We start from the raw sequence: 21,670 nt of genomic DNA, 5'->3' as shown, positions 1-21,670 counted from the left end.
TCCACTGCCTTTGTAAAGTATTGCTAATATTTTGAGCGCCTAGTGTATTTAAGGTCAAGGTATAATGTGAAATTATCGCTTAGACTTCAATCAAACTTTTATGATTTCTGGACTAAACCGCCTTATGGAACAATTAACGAGTGATTCTCAAGTCCGTTCGAACAAAATTAAAAATTTATCTAGACGCATTTTCAAAGGTAAATCACTAGTTTTATCGCAAACCACGCCTTATGAAATCATTGGTCACCACAAGCAGGCTAAAATTCGCTTTTATGCCGCAACTGAACGCAAATACTTAGAACCCTTAGTATTTGTTGCACCACTTGCAATCAACATGTCTATTTATGACCTTTATCCTTATCGTTCTTTAATTAAATACTTTACCGAACAAGGTTTTGATGTCTATTTATTAGATTGGGGTAAACTTAACTATAAACATCGCAATCTCAATTTTTTAAATTTTATCGATGAAGCAATTCCGTATTGTATTGACCAAATTCGCACGCATTCTAAAAGTGAACAAATTTCTTTGCATGGTTGGAGTATGGCAGGGATTTTTGTCTTGTTATATACGGCGTTAAGACAGCCCAATTATGTCAAAAATCTGATTGTTTTAGGCAGTCCGATTGACAGTTACTCCTCAGGTGGCATTGGCAAACTTTATAAAAAAATCAATATACTTTTATCTAAAAATCATAAAATTCAACAATCGATTTATCATGGCATCATTCCAAAAAGAATCTTACACACACCGGGTATTTTAAATGCAATCGGTTTTAAAATTTTAGATCCCAAAGGTTGGTACGAAGGTCATAAACAACTGTTACTCAACCTAGACGATGAAAAATTACTATACGAGCATGCAACTTTGGGCAATTTTTTAAACCATATGATTGATTATCCAGGGGGAGTTAATCAAGACATGTTGTTTAATATTTGGCTGCAAAATCCGTTAAAAACAGGTGCAATCCGTTTAAAGCAACACACCATTGAGCTAAAGAACATTGATTGTTCACTTTTAATTGGTGCTGGAAAAAATGACCAAATGGTCACTGCAGCCTCCGTTAAGCCTTTGAGCGAATTGACAAACAGCAATGATGTCACGTTTACTCTAATTCCGGGTGGGCATTTAGGCTTAATGTCGAGTCAAAAAAGTGCGGAAGAATTTTGGCCGATGCTTGCCCAATGGTTAGATAAACGTTCAACACAATATAAGGACTAAAACAATGATCCAATCAGTTGCATTTATTGGCTTAGGTGCAATGGGCTATCGTATGGCAGCACATTTACCAAAACATTTTAATGAGGTCTATGTTTGGAATAGAAATCATGACAAAGCTAAGCAACATGCAGCTGAATATGGCACACAAGCGGTTGATTTACGCCAAGCGAGTCAAGCCGATGTCATTTTTTCTTGCTTACCGACCAGTCAGGAAGTAGATGCTATTTTGGCGCAAGTACAACTCAAAAAAGGCTGCATTTGGGTAGACTGTACCAGTGGTGTACCTGAAGCAGCCAAAGCACAAGCTTTACACTTGGCTGCACAAGGTGTTCATTTCCTAGATGCGCCTGTGAGTGGGCAAACCATTGGTGCAGAAAATGCAACTTTAACTTTTATGGTCGGTGGCGACTCAGATGCTTTTCAACAGGCACGACCTGCCATGCAAGCTATGGGGCAATTGATCAAACACGTGGGTGGATCAGGTGCAGGCTTTGCCGTTAAAGCTATTAACAACATGATGATGGCTGTTCATCTCTGTGCTGCAGCAGAAGGGTTTACCACCCTTAAAGCACATGGGGTAAATTTAAATGAAGCATTAGCCTGTATTAATGCCTCGAGTGGTAAAAGTGGTGTTACTGAAACAGCTTTACCTCAACGGATTTTAAACCGTGAGTTTCCACTGACGTTTGCCCTACCACTTTTAGCTAAAGATACTGGTATTGCAATCGATTTAGTGCGAGAAGCAAAACTTTCAGCCCCTGTGATTGGCTTAACCCAAAGTTTGATCCAAGCTGCAAATGCTTTAGCTGAACCGAATAGTGACTTTTCAACTGCGATTAAACTCTATGAATCATGGAGTAACATCACTTTAGAATAATTAAGCGATTAATTAAAGATTCAACACAAATAATTTTAAAGAGCATGCGCGCACTAACGCATGCTTTTTTCATATTGAAAATTCCATGACTAAAATCGTGAGATGAACATCAATAATGCTTTACTGAGTCAAAATGATTCGTCTTTAAACCCTGATATTAAATATATGAATGAAATATGAATTAAAATTACACATGAATAATTTTTCGCCATTGAAAAACAAAGATTGTCCCCTATAATCTAAATGATACAAGTGACAATCCAATATGTCCAATTGAGGTAAACTCATGAAAAAGTTGTTCGTTACAGCCTTTACATTTATTAGTATGTTAATCGGTTCTTATGCTTTTGCAGCAGATAACGCACAAGAGTGTAAAAAATTGCAAGATGACTATAATGTCATTTATGCATCAAAAGGTTTCTGCTTCAAAGATCCTGAAGCAAAAGCAAAATTTGGCAATGAAAATTGTTTTACGTCAAAACCTAAGTTTTCTGACAAAGAACAACAAAAGTTAGATCAAATTGCTGCGCGTCAAAAAGAATTAAACTGTAAATAACGCTATGATAGACACATTCACAGTTTAAACCGCATAAGCAAGGAATTTAAAATGGCTTACGATGATCAAAATATTTTTGCACGAATTTTACGTGGTGAACTTCCTGCTATCAAAGTCTACGAAGACGAACAAGTGCTGGCATTTATGGATATTATGCCACAAGCCGATGGTCATACTTTAGTCATTCCTAAAACCCCAGCCGTGACATTACTTGATCTACCACCTGATGCAGCAGCATATACTATTCAAGTGGTACAAAAAGTTGCCAACGCCATGAAAAAGGCATTAGACCTCAAAGGAATTGTACTCATGCAGCTTTCAGGAGAGGCCGCTGGTCAGACCGTGCCACATGTGCACTTCCACCTCATTCCAAGCTCAGTACATGAACTTGGCAAGCATGCAGCACAAATGGGCGATAAAGAAAAAATCAAAGCCTTTGCAGAAAAAATCAAAGCTGCGCTTTAAAAAATTTAAAAATAAAGACTAAATCGCAACATCTCAATGAGGCTTTTAAAGCCTCATTTTTTTATTGTGACCCAAATAACTTCCATTCATTCAGCTCTTTTTCATTCTGTTCTTAGCATCGTCATCAAAATGTCATCTCCTCTTCACCCATTTGTAACAAAGTTTGCAGATACTGCACCCAAGTTAGTAAGTATCGTAAAGATTTGTTTCTTACTTACTCAATATAAAAAGTGACAGGGCCATGCCCGACAGAACTGATTTGGAGAAATCTCAATGAAAAAAGTGCTACTCGCTGCCGCAGTTGCATCATTCGGCTTAAGCGCAGCGCAAGCAGCGCCAACATTGTACGGTAAGCTCAATGTTTCGTTAAACCAAGTTCAAAATTATGATTTTGCTGATAATGATGAAACCCAATTAAATTCAAATGCTTCACGTATCGGGGTTAAAGGCGAAGAAGCATTAACAGATCGTATTGCAGCAGTATACCAAGCAGAATGGGCTGTCTCTACAGATGGTTCAGGTTCGGATACAGATTGGAGCGCACGTAACCGTTTTTTAGGTCTTAAATTTAAAGACATCGGTACAGTAAAAGCAGGTAACTACGATTCTTATTTCAAAACTGCTGCGGGCAAGTACCAAGATATCTTTAATGATGACACAAACTTAGACATTACCAAAACCATGCATGGTGAAGAGCGTCTTAAAAATGTAGTAGGCTTTGAAACGGATAAAAACTTAATCGTTCCAGGCTTACAGTTCAATCTAATGGCACAAGTTGGCGAACACAATTCTACTGAATACACAACAAAAGAAAATGATAGTTTCAGTGGCATTTCTACTTCGATTTCTTACGAAAATAAAGAGATCGGTTTAGCTGCTGCAATTGCAGGTAACTTTGCTGTACCAGGTGATTATGCTGCACTTAGTTTAAAAGATGTTGAATCTGATGCTTACCGTGTAACAGGATCATTAGACCTCGGTGCTTTAGGTGCAAAAGGTCTAGTGTTTGGCGCTTTATGGCAACACGCTGAACTCTCTGATTCACCTTCTGCTGCTGCATTGACTGCTGCTAAACTTAAACCTGAAGCTGCATCTGCTGAAGAAAAAGCGTGGGCAATTACTGCTGGTTATACAATTCCTGAAACACCTGTCACATTGAAAGCACAGTATCAATCTGCTGAAACCACAGCAGATGGCATGACTGACCGCACCATTGATCAATATGGTGTTGGCGTAGACTATAACTTCAACAAACAAACTCGTTTTTATGGTGTTTTAGCACAGCAAAAACACGACTGGAAAGCCGAAGACAAGAAAACTGTAGTTGGTGTGGGAATGGAATATAATTTCTAATATCGCCACAACAGCAACAGATAAAAGGAATGTGAGCAATCATATTCCTTTTTTATATGTTCATTTTAAATCCGATGGCTATGTCTCAATACCTATTTTTCTATCATTATTTCAATTAAAACAACAATCTAAGTCATTCCGATATGATGCGTGCTATATTTATTCTTTAGATCATTTTTGTAGTTCATCGCACTATGATATCGAAAGAGATTTAAAACTTAAATCTCTTTAACATGATATTACTTCTATTTTAACACACTGATTTTTCCATACACTTCTTTTGGCATTTCAGCGATTTCCACACATAATTGAATTTCTAAGCCTGATGCTTGATATTGGTCAAAATCTTTTAAACATGCCAATAATTGTGCAGACATCCGTTGACGTTGTTCTAAGGTACGCCCTGTCAGAATGCCTAAACGCACATGAATATACGCTTGATGATTGTCACCAAAACCAATTAAAAAATCTTGATTGGCACGAATACGTGTCTTGATATTAAAAGGATGATCAATTAAACCTGTATCAAACAAAGCATGGTTTAAATTTAACATCAAATCTTGCTGATTCAGCGCTTTAATATTGTCTGAATATTCAACGACCATTTGTGGCACGATACACTTCCTTTTTTGACATTTTGCCAAATTAACGCAAATAACTTAAATCTAAAACACAATATTTTGTTCAATATTGCATCGTACATTATTCAATAAATAACAATGCTAAACGTACTTGATCGTAGCCCATTTTTGGATTCGTCAATTCAACAATTGGACGCAATTTGATTGCACCTTCTTCACTAAAATGGCTTGGATCTTGACGTTTTTGCAATTTTTTATAGATTTTACGGACTTGCTCAAGCACATTTTCATCGGGGCTTGCCACTGAAATATCCAAGCCTTGTTCGCGGTGTAATTTTGCTAAATGGTTAATAATGGTTGCAGGCGTCAAACCACGCTCATTGGCAATATCCTGAATTTCATAACCATTTTCAAATAACTCACGAGTTTCGTCCAATGTTGCTGTCGCGTAATTGGTTTTACCGGCATTTTTCGCTAACTTTTTCTCATTGCGTTGAATTTCAGATGCATTCAATGTCCCCCCACAATGTCGAATAAATGCATTGTGTTGAATAGTTAAATCTTCCTCAGCAAAGTGCTGTTCTGCCTCAGTTGAAAGCTCTTGGAAACGGCGATCCGCTTTAATGGCTAAACTGTCTAATTCTAAGGCTTGTTCATTAAAACCCAGTAAACGCAGACCTTCGATGGATTTCAAACGTGATAATGCGACATAACCTTGCCCTTTTTCAAACGTATGAGACAAGTTAATTTCAGCAGCTTCTAAGGTCATGCCTTGCGATTTATGAATGGTAATTGCCCATGCCAAACGCAGTGGAACTTGTTGTAAACTCGCAATGGTTTTGCCTGCATCGTTGTCTACAGACCAAGTTTCAGGTTCGACCAATAGCGTTGTACCATCTGTAAGTTTTACCTTAGGCAACAATCCCAGTTCATCATCTTCTTCAAAACCGACCACTTCCCCTAAGCTGCCATTGATATAACCCATGTCAAAGTTGTTTTTCACAAACATGACTTTGGCATGTTTTTTCAGGGTTAATTCATCAGGTGCACGAACTGAAGACTTCAGTGTTTCGATCAGTTTTTCATTACCATCCGCCACCGCAACAAATTGGTGTTCTTTGCCTGAAATTTCATTTAAATGTTTATAATTAATATTATCCACATCCATATTGTGGGTATATAGACGTGTATAAGTGTCACCAATATTTTGATTGCGTGTGTTGTGTAAAGCTTGCAAGTGTTGTGGTTGAATGTTTTGCGCGCGAATGGCATTAAGAACATCATTTAATGCCGAATCATCTTGACGATGTTGCTCAGTCAAATAGCAAACACGAAATTTTGCTTCCACCCAAGCATTTGACATAAAACAAAACTTATCACGATTTTTTTCATCATTTTTTCCTACGGGGGGTAACTGGAAAAAATCCCCCGCTGCGATGACTTGAATACCACCAAAAGCTTCATCTGATTCTTTGAAGTATTTTAAGACTTGATTAACCAAATTCAGTTGTTTGGCATGTAACATTGAAATTTCATCAATAATCAAGACTTGGGCATTTTCCAAATGCTCTTTTAAATATTTACGTTCTTTCATACGTTTCAGATCTTCATCTGAAAGTACATCTTTAATACCGATGCCTGCCCATGTATGAATGGTCATCCCATTCATATGCGTTGCAGCAATCCCTGTAGATGCTGTAATCGCCACAGGTACTTTACGCACTTTTAGGTAGTTTATATATTGATTTAAGGTATACGTTTTTCCTGCACCTGCGGAACCTGTCAAAAAGACATTTTCACCTGTTTTCATGAGTTTCAGCGCAGTTTCTTGTTTCATAACAACCTAGACCTTATCAGACCGCTATAGCCTAACGATTTTTGACAAAAAAGTTAAGTTTTTATGCCAAAATCCGCTCATCAACCCGCCGTTTACGTAGCATCAAATTAAATTCAGCAATAAAAGCATAGACTTTATTCAGACAACTTTCATCTGCTGCACGATTGCTTGGGTATTTTAACTGATCAAAATACAATTGATCATCTTTGTACACACAGCCCAACGTCAAACATTGTGCAGGATATTGCTCTGGATAAATGTGAAAAGCGACATATTCTTGTGCCAACATACGCTCAGTATATGAATGTGCTAAACAATGTTTATAGTCGACAGACTCTTGAATGACGCGCTCTAATTCATGTAATTCTTCAAAGCACCAACCTTCAAAATAAATGATCGGCTCAGGTGAAATCGCTTGCCAACTTTCAGTTTCAATTCTACTTTTTAGATAATTTAAAGTGCTATCAAATTCAAATTGCTGATGCCATTCATATGCTTGCTGAAATAAACCTTGCCAAGTCAAATTCTTATTTACAAAACGCTGCTGTGCAAAATGATCCAGTAAATAGTCTGCTACATAAGAATCAAACACACTGATCGAACGCTGCTGCTGTGTAAAATGATATTTAAAATATTGTCGGAACGCGATGACTTCTGTTTTAGACTGTTTTAAAGCCTTAAAAAAATCATGTTGTTGATGCGTTTTAGGATCAATAAAATCCCATAATTCTGTCGGTAAAGTCGAAATAATATGTTGTAAAAACAACATATAGGCTTGCATCACTCGGCTGAGTTTTACATAACATTTTTTCAATAATTTGGGATTATTTTTTGAAAGAATATGCACTAATTCTAGCCACTCTTCGATATATAACATCGAAGCACTAATAGCATTTTTTTGATCTAAATGTTCCCGACTTTCATTTAAACGATATTTTTGATTTTCAGGATTTAAGAACCACTGTTGCTCAAGCGATAAATGACGGCAGTCGGACAAAAATAAACGTCCTGCAATATTTTCAAAATATTTTAAGGTCAGTAAAATGACTTGTGGATGTATATGACTACAATCTAAAAAGCTCAATGCCGTAACTGCAACACGTACATTTGGGCTTTGAATCACTTGGCTGAGCCATAAATTCAACTCAAGCTTTTGTTTGAAAATCCAATTGACTGCTTTGCTTTGATAAAACACAGGTAACCGTGCGAGTTGTGAATCATCCCAATACAGACTTTTTGCATCTAAAAAGTGTTTTTTATCCAGTAAATCCTGATATTGCCAATAGCCTCGATGCATCAATTTTGCATAAGCAAGCACATGCGGTTTTTCAATGGCATGTTGTCGTAATAACTGAAAATCTTGTTGATGATCAATCAGATTCATCAAACTAAATTGTTCAGGATAAAAACATTGCACTAAACAATAAATGTCTTGAGGTAAAAATTGTTGTGCAGAAAAGCATAACTCCTCATAGCTTGAAATGAGCTCATTTACAGCAATAAATTGTTCACCTTTTATGGAGTTTACCAAACATAAATGTTTGATATTTAACTCAACCTCTAAAGGGACTTGTACCCCATGTTCTGCAAATGCAGTTAAATGTGGCTGATCATAATAATGTTGCTGTATCAATAACTGATCAATCAATACTGCATCTGGTACTGAAATATTGTAAATAAATTGTTCTATACGATTTTCAGCATCGACCCATTGAAAAGCTTGCTCCATCAAGATTTGACGCAACACTTGCACATTGGTTTTTACTGTTGTCGGATGCTGTGCTAAACGATTGCCTGTAAAAAATATCATGTCTTGTAAAATAAATTTTGAAATTTTTTCTACAGCAAGTGCATCTTGTACATGTAACTGCAACATTTCACTTTCTTGATTAAAATCAATTATCAACAAACCATTTGCTATAGAGATCCGCTTATTTTTCTCATCAATTTGCAGCATATTCTGTGCATGAATATGTTGTAAATAACGCCATTGTTCTTGAAAAATAGAGAACAATGCTGGAGCAATTTTTAATAATTGTTGTGCTGTCCACTGATGTGGAGGTATATGCTGTTGATCATCAAATGGCAACATATGGATCTGTTTCTCAACTCAAGTATTCCCCTATACAAACCCATTATAAGCCTTCTATTTTAAAGATTTGTTCTATTTTCAATTTTATTTTTTATGAAAAACTTTTCATTATTTCATCTAAACACTTCGTAAATTAAAACTAAATCATTAATTCTATTTATTTTTATTTGGTAGGTGTTTCGTAGGTATAAAAAAACCTGTGCTTAGACAATACTCATTCTTAAGGTGATCATCACCTGTTGGATGATTAATAACAAAATGGTAGAAGGAATCGCACCATGGCTTTTAAAAATATTGCAGATCAAACAAACGGCTTTTATATTCCTTGTGTTTCATTATTTGGACCCGGCTGTGCCAAAGAAGTCGGTATAAAAGCACAAAATTTAGGTGCTAAAAAAGCACTTATCGTGACCGATGCCGGTTTATTTAAATTTGGCGTTGCCGACATTATTGTTAATTACTTAAAAGATGCTGGCGTAGACAGCCATGTTTTCCCAGGCGCAGAACCCAATCCAACAGATGTTAACGTTCACAATGGTGTGAATGAATATAATGAAAACGGCTGTGACTTTATTGTTTCTTTAGGTGGCGGCTCATCGCATGACTGCGCGAAAGGGATTGGCTTAGTCACAGCAGGTGGTGGACATATCCGTGATTATGAAGGGATTGACCAAAGTAAAGTACCTATGACGCCGTTAGTGGCCATTAATACAACCGCAGGTACAGCATCTGAAATGACCCGTTTCTGTATTATTACCAATACAGATACCCATGTTAAAATGGCAATTGTCGACTGGCGTTGTACACCACTCGTTGCTATTGATGATCCTAAACTGATGATTGCAAAACCTGCGGCTTTGACTGCTGCAACAGGGATGGATGCATTAACACACGCCGTTGAAGCCTATGTATCTACAGCAGCAAATCCAATTACAGACGCATGTGCTGAAAAAGCCATTACCATGATCAGTGAATGGTTACGTCCTGCGGTTGCAAACGGTGAAAATATTGAAGCACGTGATGCTATGGCGTATGCACAATATCTCGCAGGCATGGCCTTTAATAACGCCTCTCTTGGCTATGTGCATGCCATGGCGCATCAATTGGGCGGTTTCTACAACCTTCCACATGGCGTTTGTAATGCAATCTTACTGCCTCATGTCTGTGAATTTAACTTAATTGCTTGCCCAGATCGCTACGCAAAAATTGCACAACTAATGGGTATCAATACGCATGGTTTAACACAAACTGAAGCCGCGAATGCTGCAATTACGGCAATTCGTGAATTATCAGCATCAATTGGTATTCCATCTGGTTTAGCAGAACTTGGGGTCAAAGCCGAAGATCATGCCGTGATGACAGCAAATGCACAAAAAGACGCATGTATGTTGACCAACCCACGTAAAGCAACAGATGCACAGGTTATTGGTATTTTTGAAGCGGCAATGTAACACTCTCCCTTTTTGCTTTATTTTGGCTAGCCTTGGGAATATCTTGATAGATATTCCCTTTTTTTTATTGCGATGAATATTCAATAAAAACAGTAAACTCAAAAATGAATCATATTCAACTTGTAAAAACTTCACCATTCAACCAAAACGTTTTATGATCATTCATAGCTCACAAATTGGATGTCAGTAAAAATGTTGAACTCACAAACTTTAAATTATATGCCTGACATTCTCGGTACAGGCTTTGAACAAGTCACTTTAGATTTTCCTGATGATGATCAAGGCAAAGTGGTTGCAACGCTGATTCGTAAGAAAGCTGCTCAACAGACCAACAAAGCTGTTTTATATATTCATGGTTTTATTGACTATTTTTTTCAAAAGGAAATGGCTGAGCAGTTTAATCAACATGGCTATGATTTTTATGCGCTTGATCTTAGAAAATATGGGCGCTCATATCGTCCGCATCAGAAATATTATTATGTAAAAAACTTAAATGAATACGATGCCGAAATCCATCAAGCCCTCGATATTATTGCATCGGAACAGCATGAAAGTGTAGTCTTGGCAGGACATTCCACAGGTGGGCTGATTGCCACGCTTTTTGCTGCACACCACTTAGACCATCCAACGATTAAAGCTTTATGGTGTAACAGTCCATTTTATGACTTTAATATGAATATTTTAAAGAAAAAATTAGCACTGCCTCGTTTAAGTAAGCTAGGACAAAAATTCCCAAATTTGAAATTCCCAAGTGAATTAAATAAAAATTATGTCCCGAGTTTACACAAAGACTTGTCTGGAGAATGGGACTTCAACCTGACATGGAAACCGACAAAATATCCAAAAGTGTATTTAAGTTTTGTACATGCCATTTTTGAAGCACAAAAAGAAATTCATGCAGGTGCAAAAATCGATATTCCAACACTTGTGATGCATTCGCACCAAACCAAAAATCCTAAACGTATGAATCGAGCTGCTAAAACCAGTGACATTATTTTAGACGTAAAAGACATTGAAAAATACGCAAATAAATTACAAGGTGATGTCACTGTCATTACAATTAAGAATGGATTACATGATTTAGTGCTGTCAGCATCACCGGTACGCATTCAAGTCTATGAAAGCTTATTTCAATGGCTGAAACAAAAAATAGGATGAGATTCAAGCTTGAGTGTGACTAAATCAATGCTGAAAGAAGCTGTGTAAAACAGCTTCTTCATTTTGCATTATTTTTAAAAGATCTTAAATTTAAATGATCTAAAAATAATCATGGTTAATGTTCTTCTCTATATTTTAATAACATCTGATGTGCTGGATGCCCCAATGGTGTAAGTTCAATTAAACGTTCTACTGCATCAATCGCTTCAGGAAAATGTGCCAAATGTTTTAATAAAACATCAGCCTCGTTGGCTTTAAAAATGGCTTCACTCAAACGTGACTCTAAACAATCACGCCACGCACATAAAAAAGGACTTTCGGTTTTTGCTAAAAAAACGCCTCGACATAACTTTAATGCTGACTCAGTATAGCCTGCATCTAAAGCACGCTCGACTTGTAAAAAATCTGCCTCAACTTGCGCCAATAAACGATAAGGACGTGAACCCAACATTCCCGCTAAAATTTCACGTAGCTGTGACATCTCTGCTTTTAAAGTCCCCATACTGACTTTACGTTCGCCATACAATGCTTGATGCAAACCTTCTAAGTTTAATCCTTGTGGGCATAGTGCCAAGATCGTTAAGATTTCAATCTGACGAGGTGTTAAGACCACAATTTTACCGTTAAACAACACTTGAGGAATGGTAAAAGCACGGATAAATAAATGTTGTTGCTGATAATTTAATAGTGCAGATTGCAAAATAGAGGCACAACGTTCAGCTGCCAACAAACCCAAACTATTATGATTACTCCATGTTGTAGAAAGGTCGATAACACCCAAAACATTTTTCGAATAGGGGTCGATCACGGGCGCTGCATAACAAACCCAATCATGGATAGAGCTCATATAATGTTCATTGGAAAATACGCAACTCGACTGTTGTGTTTTTAACGATAAAGCCAAAGCATTGGTGCCAACCAAATCTTCACGCCACTGCCCACCTTCTACAAAATGAACTTTTTCGGCAGCATTGCGCATCTTACCACTGGCTGCTGACCATACAATGGTGCTACCAATATCCCCCACTGCAATCACCATAGACGATTGTTCAGCAATATGTTTCAATTCTTCACTACACGCTGCAAGTGCAACATCTAAACTGCTTTTATTTGTTTCATTTTTCTGTTTTTGAATTTGTAACGGCGCAGCTTCTCGATCAACAGGAATTGCTGCCTGCTTAGAACGCTGCCAAGAACTTGCAATACTTTGCCCTAATTGATCAGCTTGATACAAAGATAAACTACTACTTTGTCTAAATTTTTCAATTTGTTGACGCTTTTGCATTAAACTTTGCATATTCAACACCCTTTTACATCCATGTGATGATTAACGTATAACGTGCCATTTTACTTTTGTTGAACCTTCACTCCATTGTTCGCAAAATACTCAGTCATGGTCAAGACATTTAATACCAAAGCGTAAATCAATTTAACACCGATCTTATTTTTAAATGTCCTGATTAAAAATAAAATACGACCAAAATTTAAAGCATAAGCCAAATATCATTTTTTTAATGCCAACCTTTTTCCAACCTTATATTTCTTAATCTCAAATCAACCAAAAGAACGGATGAAAAAAATCGTCATCCATGCAATGTTAAAATAAGTAAAGGGAAATTCTTATGCGCTATGCAAATCCAAATACTGAAGGTTCAAAAGTTCACTTTAAAGCTCAATATGAAAACTTTATTGGCGGCAAATGGGTTGCACCAGTAAAAGGTGAATATTTTGAAAATATTTCACCTGTCGATGGTCAAGCTTTTACCAAAGTCCCGCGTTCTTCTGCTGAAGATATTGAACTCGCACTTGATGCTGCACATGCAGCCAAAGCACAATGGAACAGCAGCTCACCAACGACACGTTCAAATATTCTATTAAAAATTGCAGATCGTTTAGAAGAAAATTTAGAACTTCTTGCTGTTGCTGAAACTTGGGAAAATGGCAAACCGATTCGTGAAACACTGGCAGCAGATATTCCACTGTGTATTGACCATTTCCGTTATTTTGCGGGTTGCCTACGCGCACAAGAAGGCGGTATTTCTGAAATTGACGAAGATACGATTGCTTATCACTTCCATGAGCCTTTAGGTGTTGTTGGGCAAATTATTCCATGGAACTTCCCTATTTTAATGGCAGCATGGAAACTTGCACCTGCTTTAGCTGCGGGAAATTGTATTGTACTCAAGCCTGCTGAACAAACTCCTGCAAGTATCTTAGTTTTAGCTGAACTGATTCAGGATATCTTACCTGCTGGTGTCTTAAACATTGTTAATGGTTATGGTGTTGAAGTTGGTCGCCCACTTGCAACCAATCCACGTATTGCAAAAATTGCATTTACAGGTTCAACAGCAGTGGGGCAAATGATCATGCAATATGCCACTGAGAATATCATTCCAGTGACACTTGAACTGGGTGGTAAATCACCAAATATCTTCTTTGAAGACGTCATGGATAAAGAAGATGATTATCTTGATAAAGCTTTAGAAGGTTTTGCCATGTTTGCCTTGAACCAAGGTGAAGTCTGTACTTGCCCTTCACGTGCATTAATTCAAGAAAGCATCGCAGATCAATTCTTAGAAATGGCAGTTGAGCGTGTTAAACGTATTAAAACTGGTCATCCTTTAGATACCGATACCATGATTGGTGCGCAAGCATCGCAAGAGCAACAAGACAAGATCTTGGGTTGCATTGCAACAGGTCGTGCTGAAGGCGCGAAAATCCTCACAGGTGGTGGCGATCGTCAAGAAGTGGGTCAAGGTTTCTATATTGAACCGACTATTTTTAAAGGCGACAACAGCATGAAAATTTTCCAAGAAGAAATTTTTGGACCCGTTTTGTCTGTAACCACATTTAAAGATTATGACGATGCAATTCGTATCGCCAATGACACGATGTATGGTTTAGGTGCGGGTGTTTGGTCTCGTTCAGCACATACGTCTTATCGTGCAGGTCGTGCGATTCAAGCTGGTCGCGTTTGGACAAACTGCTATCACATCTACCCTGCACATGCAGCATTTGGCGGTTATAAGAAGTCTGGTATTGGGCGTGAAAACCATAAAATGATGCTTGATCATTATCAACAAACCAAGAACTTACTTGTAAGCTATTCAACCAAAGCAATGGGCTTCTTCTAAGTTAAAATATAGATTTCAAGTAATTAAAGCGGACTTTGGTTCGCTTTAATTGTTTTTAGCTGCTATGAAATCAAAACAAATAACGATTATGACTCAACAGGTGCTAAATGACTTTCCACAAAGTGCAAATGATCAACTCCCCAATACATTTCATCATTCACAAACCATGTCGGTGCACCAAATACACCACGATTCACCGCTTCTTCTGTTAAAAATTTCAGCTCATTTTTAACTTTTTCATCACTTAACCAAGCTTCAATCTGTTCAATATCTAAACCTGCCTCTTGAGCGACTTGAAATAACTCACTTAACTCATTTAAATTACGAGGTTCACCAAACATTGCTTTAAAAACAGCTTCTAAAACAGTCAAAAACCGTTCTGGTGCAAAAAGCTGCGTTGCTGTAATTAAACGCATAGCATTTAAGGTGTTAATGGGAAAATTTGGATTCATTTTGACAGGAATATTCCAAAGTTTTGCCCAGCGTTTTAAATCTAACAATGAATAGCGTGCTTTGGCGGGTACAGCCATTGGGCTATTATTACCTGTCGCTTTAAAAACAGCACCTAACAAAATAGGCTTCCAAATGATTTTCGCTTGATATTGCTCAGCAATTTTTTGAATTTGGTGAAAGCCCACATAACTATATGGACTCCCAACATCAAAATAAAATTCAATCATTTTCATTCTTTGCTCATCCTTCAACGATTAACTTACTTTTTATTAGTCACTATATAAATAATAGGATATTGTATTCAACTTACCACTGTTCAATCCAAGGGCGTAAATCCAACTCATGCGTCCAAGCATCTCTCGGTTGCTGGGCAATATACCAATAATTTTCAGCAATATGTTTAGGATTTAAAATACCATCTTGGTCTTTTTTGGCATACATTTCAGGAAAATTATTTTTTATGAAATCAGTATCAATCGCACCATCCACCACGACATGCGCGACATGAATATTTTGTGGTCCTAACTCTCGTGCCATACTTTGTGCCAAAGCACGTAAAGCATGTTTTGCCCCCGCAAAAGCTGCAAAATAAGCAGAACCGCGCATTCCTGCGGTTGCACCCGTAAAAATAATGGTTCCTTGTTGTCGCGTCACCATGCGTTTAGCCACTTCTCTGCCGACTAAAAATGCAGCAAAACACGCCATTTCCCAAATTTTAAAATATTTACGGGCAGTTTCTTCCAATATACTACACGGAACATTTGCCCCAATATTGAAGACCATCACATCAATTGCACCAATCTCAGTCTCTATTTTTTCAATGAGTTGAATAACCTCTTCTTCTTTGCGTGCGTCTGATCCAAAACCGTAAGCTATACCACCTTGTGCTTCAATTTCTTCAATCAATGGTTTTAGTTTATCGGCATTACGGCGTGTCATACATGCAATATAACCACCTAGAGCAAAGCGTTTGGCAATTTCACCACCTGTAGCATCGCCAGCACCGATCACCAATGCCACTTTTTTTCCCTGTGTTTTCCAACTAGACATTTATTTTCCCTTATGCATATTTTTATAAAATAACGATCGTTACTATAACGATCACTATGTTATAGTTTTTCGACAGCGTCAAGAAAAAGATTGATGGAGCTTTATGCGTTATAAAACAGGCTATAAACAAGAAAAACGTCAGGAACTTTTAGCAAAAAGTGGACAATTGGCTAAAAAAAATGGCTTTAATGCTACAGGTGTCGACAGCTTTATGAAAGCGTCAGGTGCCACCAGTGGTGCTTTTTATTCTCATTTTTCCTCAAAAAATGAATTATTTAAAGCTTTGGTGGAAAATGAATTACAACGCAGTATTCACCTGTGGCAAAAAAATCCACATCATGAAGTTGGAGCATGGGTTGATTTTGAACTTGAGCGCTATTTATCACAACACCATGTAGACCAACCTGCGCAAGGTTGTATTTTACCTGCACTTGCCGCAGAAGTTGCTCGTGCTGAAACGGATATCAAACTGGTCTATCAACAAGAACTTATGCGTGGCTATCAACTTTTTGTTGAACACTTGGGCGATGAACAGCTGGCTTGGGGCTTTATGTCTCAATTGGTTGGTGCAATTTTATTGGCGCGAAGTATAATAGATCTTGAGACCAAAGAAGCCATCTTAGCATCGAGTAAGCATATGATTCATTTAGCATTAAAACAGCAAATAAATCATAAAAATTAAACACCTAGACCTATATGAGCAAATAAAATATAACCGAATTTTGCTTTTTTATTTCGATCAATGTAACTCAAAGACTACTTTCAATCTGGGAAATTACTTTTATTTTTATAAAGTCTTTTGCTACAGTATTTCAAAATTGAATTCGATTACAGATTATGACGCACAATAATTTTCCTAATAAAACGATTTATGCCATCCAACATTTAGCTTTTGAGGATTTAGGTATTCTTGAAGATACGTTTTATGAATTGGGCTATCGTATTCGTTATTTTGAAGCGGGTGTAGATGACCTCAAGCAAGCACTCGAATTTGAAGGCCTGACCATTATTTTAGGTGGTCCAATCGGTGTGTATGAAACTGAAGACTACCCTTTTTTAAAAGATGAAATTGAATATTTAAAACAACGCTTAAGTAAAAACCTCCCTACGCTCGGCATTTGTTTAGGCGCTCAACTCATTGCACATGCTTTGGGGGCTAAGGTCTATGCTGGACCTCAAAAAGAGATTGGTTGGAGTTCATTACAGATCAATGATGTAAAAAATAATCCACTCTATGTTTTAGGTGAAACTAAAGTCCTCCATTGGCATGGTGATACATTTGACTTACCTGAGCATGCAGAATTATTAGCAAGCTCTGAAATATATCCAAATCAGGCATTTAGAATAGGTACTAATATTTTAGCACTACAGTTTCATGTCGAAGTGGCTGCTGACAGCATGGAGAAATGGCTGATTGGGCATACGTGTGAACTACGGAAAGCAGGATTTGATATCCCACATTTACGTTTTGACAATGAACAATATGCGCCAGAACTTGAACAAAAATCTCCACAAGTATTGACAAATTTTTATAATCAGTTGACTTAATTACAGTTAAAAGAGCCCATTTTTATTAAAAAACGGGCTCTTTCATATCGCTTATAATCGAATAGTTACTTTGGTTGCAGATGCTGTGTTGGCAGATGCACAATATCTACAAAAGTCCCATCTTGTGCTTTAACACGGTAGGTAAATTCTTTTGCATTTAGAGTCACAATATCGACGACACGGGTAAATAACACTTTCCCTTCCGCATTCATCGCAGTAATGGTACGGGTTTTTACCATCTTCAGATACTGACCATGTCCCTTGCATTTTTGGTGTATCATCTAAATTATACATTTTAAAAGTACCATCATTTTTAAAATACGCATAACCGACAAAGTTTTTAGCACGGGCATCTGTTAATGCAACATTCTGGGTATTCTGATCTTTTGCAGCTGTGGTTAGCCAAGCCTGAGCAGATAATCGTTGACTTGGTGTTAATTGCTCCTTGGCAGTCACCATTTGATTTGCAACACAACCATCTAATAATGGCATAAGCAAAAATATACCGCCAACGCAGTAACTTTTAACTTCATACAAACCATCCCTGAATATATTTAATGCTTATTAAATACTAAATAAAAGTATTTAAAAGCTGACTCTTCCATACAATCTAAAAAAATAAAACAGTCAAAAATCATTGTCTAGCATATTTTACACCGATACAAAAAAAGCACTCAAAATTGAATGCTTTAATTTACAACAAAAATAAGGCTTTATCTTATTTAGCAACTGCCGCAGGTACAGAGGCTTCAGTAGTGATATTTACAGTAATTTTATCGCCAACATTTGGCATGTTAATTTTAACAATAAAATACAATAACTTAAAATAATTTGGCGAACTATTGGCGTAAATCAAAAGTTATCCACAGTTATAAATAGCAGAAAACCGACTTAGAGTTACTTCTAAATCGGTCTGATAGCCCAATAAATATAGCACAATTATCTACCACTTTGACCATAGAAAATTTTGATCTGGGATCTATAAAATTCTAAAATGCAAAAAGCATGAATAGATTAGATCTATGTAGCAATTTTATTATTGATGATAAATAAAATCTCGTTGACTCAAATTTGCAATAGTTTTTTTAATGTTTTTATGGGAAGAAGTTAGGCTGGAGTTGATCTTTTCTAATTATCAGCTTTGATTATAAAACTGATAAAGAAATTATACTCCCAATTAGAGTAAACTATAGTTATTTATATAAGAATTTTAATAATGGAACTGTTTAGAATTTTTATTCACGATTCATCATTTAGCTTTATTCTTGAAATCATTTTAAGATGTATCATCATGTATCTGATGATTATTATCTTTTTAAGGTTTTCTGGTAAGCGTGGCGTAAGACAACTTTCGATTTTCGAAATTGCTATTATCTTATGTTTAGGATCAATTGCTGGTGATCCAATGTTTACAGAAGATCTTCCTCTTATACAAGCTCTTACTGTTTTTGTTAGTATTCTAGTACTCTACCGATGTACAACTTATTTAACTATGAAATCAAAAAAAATAGAAAGTTTGCTAGAAGGCAAGCCTATGTATATTGTTCAAGATGGTATGTTGGTTTTAGAGGGTATTAAAAATGAAAAATATTCTTATGATGAGTTTTTTTCTGAAATGCGCCAACAGCAAATTGAACATCTAGGGCAGATAAAAATTGCATTATTAGAAACCGAGGGTTGCTTAAGCTTGATTCCATTTCATGATAGTGAAGTAAAATGGGGGCTTCCAATTTTTCCAGATGAATATAAACAAACTATTGATTATTACCCAGAAAGGTTTTATTCCTGTATGTTCTGTGGAAATACTCGTTTAATTAAAAAAATTAATGAAATATGTGAGCGTTGCCAAAAACAGCATTGGGTTTTATCTATTAATACTAAAAGAAGTAAATAATATCAAAGTGTTCAACTTATAAAACAAGTTATACAGAACAAACATAGATATTTTAATTTCAAATCTCACTCACCTTCATTGCACTCACTTTAAGATATCTGATTACATGTTTCTAAGCTGCTTATACGGCAGTGAACATACGGCACACCCGTATTTAATGCATCTTGCACTTTCTAAGCTGCCTACATGGCAGTGAACCGAGCACTATAATCCCCGCTTTGACTTGGCTTTTTCTAAGCTGCCTACATGGCAGTGAACAAAAGCAAACGGAGGCTTAGCTTTAAATAAATTTTCTAAGCTGCCTACATGGCAGTGAACGAAAAGCGATGCAGATGTTAGCAGATGACAGATTTCTAAGCTACCTACATGGCAGTGAACGTACCTGAACCCCCAAAGAACTTTCTGATTGATTTCTAAGCTGCCTACATGGCAGTGAACGGCTCAATCGGTTTTGTTTATTGGGTTAAGTTTTTCTAAGCTGCCTACATGGCAGTGAACATTTAAGAAATGCCAAAGGTTTGTGATTTCGTTTTCTAAGCTGCCTACATGGCAGTGAACATGTATCATTCATTGCCTGCGTTAATTGTTCTTTTTCTAAGCTGCCTACATGGCAGTGAACTAACTTCCCCGATTATCCAAGTTTTGCAAATTTTTCTAAGCTGCCTACATGGCAGTGAACCACGGTTCAGTGCAGAGAGCAAAAGACTATGCTTTCTAAGCTGCCTACATGGCAGTGAACATCACTCATTTCTAATTTAGATATATATTCTATTTCTAAGCTGCCTACATGGCAGTGAACAGCATTGACCCTACTTGTGTACCTCAAGAAGTTTTCTAAGCTGCCTACATGGCAGTGAACGTTACTTCATACTCAATGCTTAAATCAGACGATTTCTAAGCTGCCTACATGGCAGTGAACGTACTGCTATCTCAAAAATGGACACCTACACATTTCTAAGCTGCCTACATGGCAGTGAACTGGTCGTGGCTGTTCAATGGCAAAAGAGGGTTTTTCTAAGCTGCCTACATGGCAGTGAACTATGCCCACACCTGACAAACTTTTAAGCAAATTTTCTAAGCTGCCTACATGGCAGTGAACTTGATTTCGTTCAACTGTGAGCGTTTTAGGTCTTTCTAAGCTGCCTACATGGCAGTGAACAATTGTGAATCGCTGAAACGCTCTGATAGTGTTTTCTAAGCTGCCTACATGGCAGTGAACTGGCAATCTATCATTTTTCAATTAAGAACATATTTCTAAGCTGCCTACATGGCAGTGAACAAGAAGTAATCCGCAAACAAAATGAAGCTGTTTTTCTAAGCTGCCTACATGGCAGTGAACCGCCTTTTCAATGCCGCCGACTTGATCAATTATTTCTAAGCTGCCTACATGGCAGTGAACGTGATAAAAAGACAAATAAGCTCGTATGTCTATTTCTAAGCTGCCTACATGGCAGTGAACGCAGCTACCATCGGATCAGTAAAAATATTTAATTTCTAAGCTGCCTACATGGCAGTGAACCAAAACTATATAAAATATAATGCGATTTTTGATTTCTAAGCTGCCTACATGGCAGTGAACCACCTTTAGGCATCTAATAGCTCCTTGTAATTTTTCTAAGCTGCCTACATGGCAGTGAACAACTTGATCAACACTAGACCCAAATATTTGCATTTCTAAGCTGCCTACATGGCAGTGAACTTTTACGCTTTATTAGTGGATTTAGCTTTGGTTTTCTAAGCTGCCTACATGGCAGTGAACGCATCTTATGTTTCGGAATGCTCGCTATGATTTTTCTAAGCTGCCTACATGGCAGTGAACTGTCAAAAGGTGGGCGTGGTTCAGGAAAGACTATTTCTAAGCTGCCTACATGGCAGTGAACGATAAGTTGAACGGATCTATTCCTTTGCTAGATTTCTAAGCTGCCTACATGGCAGTGAACTTCTCATTGATGACTTCATGACTTATTTGGATTTTCTAAGCTGCCTACATGGCAGTGAA

Annotated in this window: 18 protein-coding genes, 2 pseudogenes and 1 CRISPR repeat array (1 of these 21 only partly in view); of the genes and pseudogenes, 11 read left to right on the top strand and 9 right to left on the bottom strand. The window is 37.1% G+C overall.

Features of this window, described 5'->3' with window-relative positions:
• The first annotated feature begins 124 nt into the window (after nt 1–124).
• The 5 genes from G0028_RS09400 to G0028_RS09380 all read left to right on the top strand — a co-directional run bounded on the left by G0028_RS09400 (nt 125) and on the right by G0028_RS09380 (nt 4,473).
• Nucleotides 125–1,222, top strand: coding sequence for an alpha/beta fold hydrolase (locus G0028_RS09400; protein WP_180045168.1), 1,098 nt, complete (start codon nt 125–127; stop codon nt 1,220–1,222).
• Between the two features lie 4 nt (nt 1,223–1,226).
• Nucleotides 1,227–2,099, top strand: coding sequence for an NAD(P)-dependent oxidoreductase (locus G0028_RS09395; protein WP_130075189.1), 873 nt, complete (start codon nt 1,227–1,229; stop codon nt 2,097–2,099).
• Nucleotides 2,100–2,424: 325 nt separating this feature from the next.
• Nucleotides 2,425–2,655, top strand: a complete 231-nt coding sequence (locus G0028_RS09390; protein WP_227554807.1) for a YARHG domain-containing protein — start codon at nt 2,425–2,427, stop codon at nt 2,653–2,655.
• Nucleotides 2,656–2,706: 51 nt separating this feature from the next.
• Nucleotides 2,707–3,120 (top strand): HIT family protein, encoded by a 414-nt coding sequence (locus G0028_RS09385; RefSeq protein WP_180045166.1) that lies wholly within the window; start codon nt 2,707–2,709, stop codon nt 3,118–3,120.
• A gap of 273 nt (nt 3,121–3,393) precedes the next feature.
• Complete coding sequence (locus G0028_RS09380; RefSeq protein WP_174492691.1) at nt 3,394–4,473, top strand: porin; 1,080 nt, start codon at nt 3,394–3,396, stop codon at nt 4,471–4,473.
• A gap of 245 nt (nt 4,474–4,718) precedes the next feature.
• Here the strand turns inward: G0028_RS09380 and G0028_RS09375 are convergent, their stop codons facing one another.
• From G0028_RS09375 to G0028_RS09365, 3 genes are all read right to left on the bottom strand, one after another.
• On the bottom strand, nt 4,719–5,078 hold the full coding sequence (locus tag G0028_RS09375) for a 5-carboxymethyl-2-hydroxymuconate Delta-isomerase (protein WP_218946259.1): 360 nt from the start codon (nt 5,076–5,078) through the stop codon (nt 4,719–4,721).
• Between the two features lie 97 nt (nt 5,079–5,175).
• Nucleotides 5,176–6,891, bottom strand: a complete 1,716-nt coding sequence (locus G0028_RS09370) for an AAA family ATPase (RefSeq protein WP_180045165.1) — start codon at nt 6,889–6,891, stop codon at nt 5,176–5,178.
• Between the two features lie 61 nt (nt 6,892–6,952).
• Entirely contained in the window at nt 6,953–8,983 is a 2,031-nt protein-coding gene (locus G0028_RS09365; protein WP_180045164.1) for a hypothetical protein, read from the bottom strand.
• Between the two features lie 278 nt (nt 8,984–9,261).
• On the opposite strand from G0028_RS09365, the gene mdh reads away from it, so the two are divergent.
• Entirely contained in the window at nt 9,262–10,434 is a 1,173-nt protein-coding gene (gene mdh / locus G0028_RS09360; RefSeq protein ID WP_130075196.1) for an iron-dependent methanol dehydrogenase, read from the top strand.
• Nucleotides 10,435–10,626: 192 nt separating this feature from the next.
• Complete coding sequence (locus G0028_RS09355) at nt 10,627–11,592, top strand: alpha/beta hydrolase (protein WP_227554798.1); 966 nt, start codon at nt 10,627–10,629, stop codon at nt 11,590–11,592.
• 115 nt (nt 11,593–11,707) lie between these two features.
• On the opposite strand, the gene G0028_RS09350 is transcribed toward G0028_RS09355, so the two are convergent.
• On the bottom strand, nt 11,708–12,889 hold the full coding sequence (locus G0028_RS09350; RefSeq protein ID WP_218946257.1) for a transcriptional regulator: 1,182 nt from the start codon (nt 12,887–12,889) through the stop codon (nt 11,708–11,710).
• Between the two features lie 325 nt (nt 12,890–13,214).
• Here G0028_RS09350 and G0028_RS09345 point away from each other — a divergent pair, with 325 nt between their 5' ends.
• A complete protein-coding gene (locus G0028_RS09345) occupies nt 13,215–14,726 on the top strand; it encodes an aldehyde dehydrogenase family protein (RefSeq protein WP_180045161.1) in 1,512 nt (503 codons plus the stop codon).
• 86 nt (nt 14,727–14,812) lie between these two features.
• Here the strand turns inward: G0028_RS09345 and G0028_RS09340 are convergent, their stop codons facing one another.
• Both G0028_RS09340 and G0028_RS09335 read right to left on the bottom strand, forming a co-directional pair.
• Complete coding sequence (locus G0028_RS09340) at nt 14,813–15,412, bottom strand: 2-hydroxychromene-2-carboxylate isomerase (protein WP_180045160.1); 600 nt, start codon at nt 15,410–15,412, stop codon at nt 14,813–14,815.
• A gap of 73 nt (nt 15,413–15,485) precedes the next feature.
• The gene (locus tag G0028_RS09335; RefSeq protein ID WP_180045159.1) at nt 15,486–16,229 is read right to left on the bottom strand and encodes an SDR family oxidoreductase; all 744 of its coding nucleotides are present in this window, start codon (nt 16,227–16,229) and stop codon (nt 15,486–15,488) included.
• A 103-nt stretch (nt 16,230–16,332) separates the two neighbouring features.
• Here G0028_RS09335 and G0028_RS09330 point away from each other — a divergent pair, with 103 nt between their 5' ends.
• On the top strand, nt 16,333–16,911 hold the full coding sequence (locus G0028_RS09330) for a TetR/AcrR family transcriptional regulator (protein WP_180045158.1): 579 nt from the start codon (nt 16,333–16,335) through the stop codon (nt 16,909–16,911).
• A 155-nt stretch (nt 16,912–17,066) separates the two neighbouring features.
• A complete protein-coding gene (locus G0028_RS09325) occupies nt 17,067–17,777 on the top strand; it encodes a glutamine amidotransferase (RefSeq protein ID WP_180045157.1) in 711 nt (236 codons plus the stop codon).
• A gap of 65 nt (nt 17,778–17,842) precedes the next feature.
• On the opposite strand, the gene G0028_RS21350 is transcribed toward G0028_RS09325, so the two are convergent.
• The 3 genes and pseudogenes from G0028_RS21350 to G0028_RS21340 form a co-directional block, all read right to left on the bottom strand.
• Nucleotides 17,843–17,989 (bottom strand): DUF4822 domain-containing protein, encoded by a 147-nt coding sequence (locus G0028_RS21350; RefSeq protein ID WP_373687891.1) that lies wholly within the window; start codon nt 17,987–17,989, stop codon nt 17,843–17,845.
• A gap of 64 nt (nt 17,990–18,053) precedes the next feature.
• A pseudogene (locus G0028_RS21345) lies at nt 18,054–18,236 on the bottom strand (DUF4822 domain-containing protein); the annotation flags it as partial.
• A 259-nt stretch (nt 18,237–18,495) separates the two neighbouring features.
• Nucleotides 18,496–18,573: pseudogene (locus G0028_RS21340) on the bottom strand (polyisoprenoid-binding protein); the annotation flags it as partial.
• 420 nt (nt 18,574–18,993) lie between these two features.
• Here G0028_RS21340 and G0028_RS09315 point away from each other — a divergent pair.
• Nucleotides 18,994–19,671, top strand: coding sequence for a DUF421 domain-containing protein (locus G0028_RS09315; RefSeq protein WP_180045156.1), 678 nt, complete (start codon nt 18,994–18,996; stop codon nt 19,669–19,671).
• A gap of 109 nt (nt 19,672–19,780) precedes the next feature.
• Nucleotides 19,781–21,670: a CRISPR direct-repeat array (repeat unit 28 nt; unit sequence TTTCTAAGCTGCCTACATGGCAGTGAAC) (it continues 182 nt past the right edge of the window).

The sequence above is a fragment of the Acinetobacter piscicola genome, from assembly GCF_015218165.1.
Lineage (GTDB): Bacteria > Pseudomonadota > Gammaproteobacteria > Pseudomonadales > Moraxellaceae > Acinetobacter > Acinetobacter piscicola_A.
The sequence above is the reverse complement of the archived record's forward strand: the minus strand, read 5'-3'. Positions and strand labels throughout refer to the sequence as shown.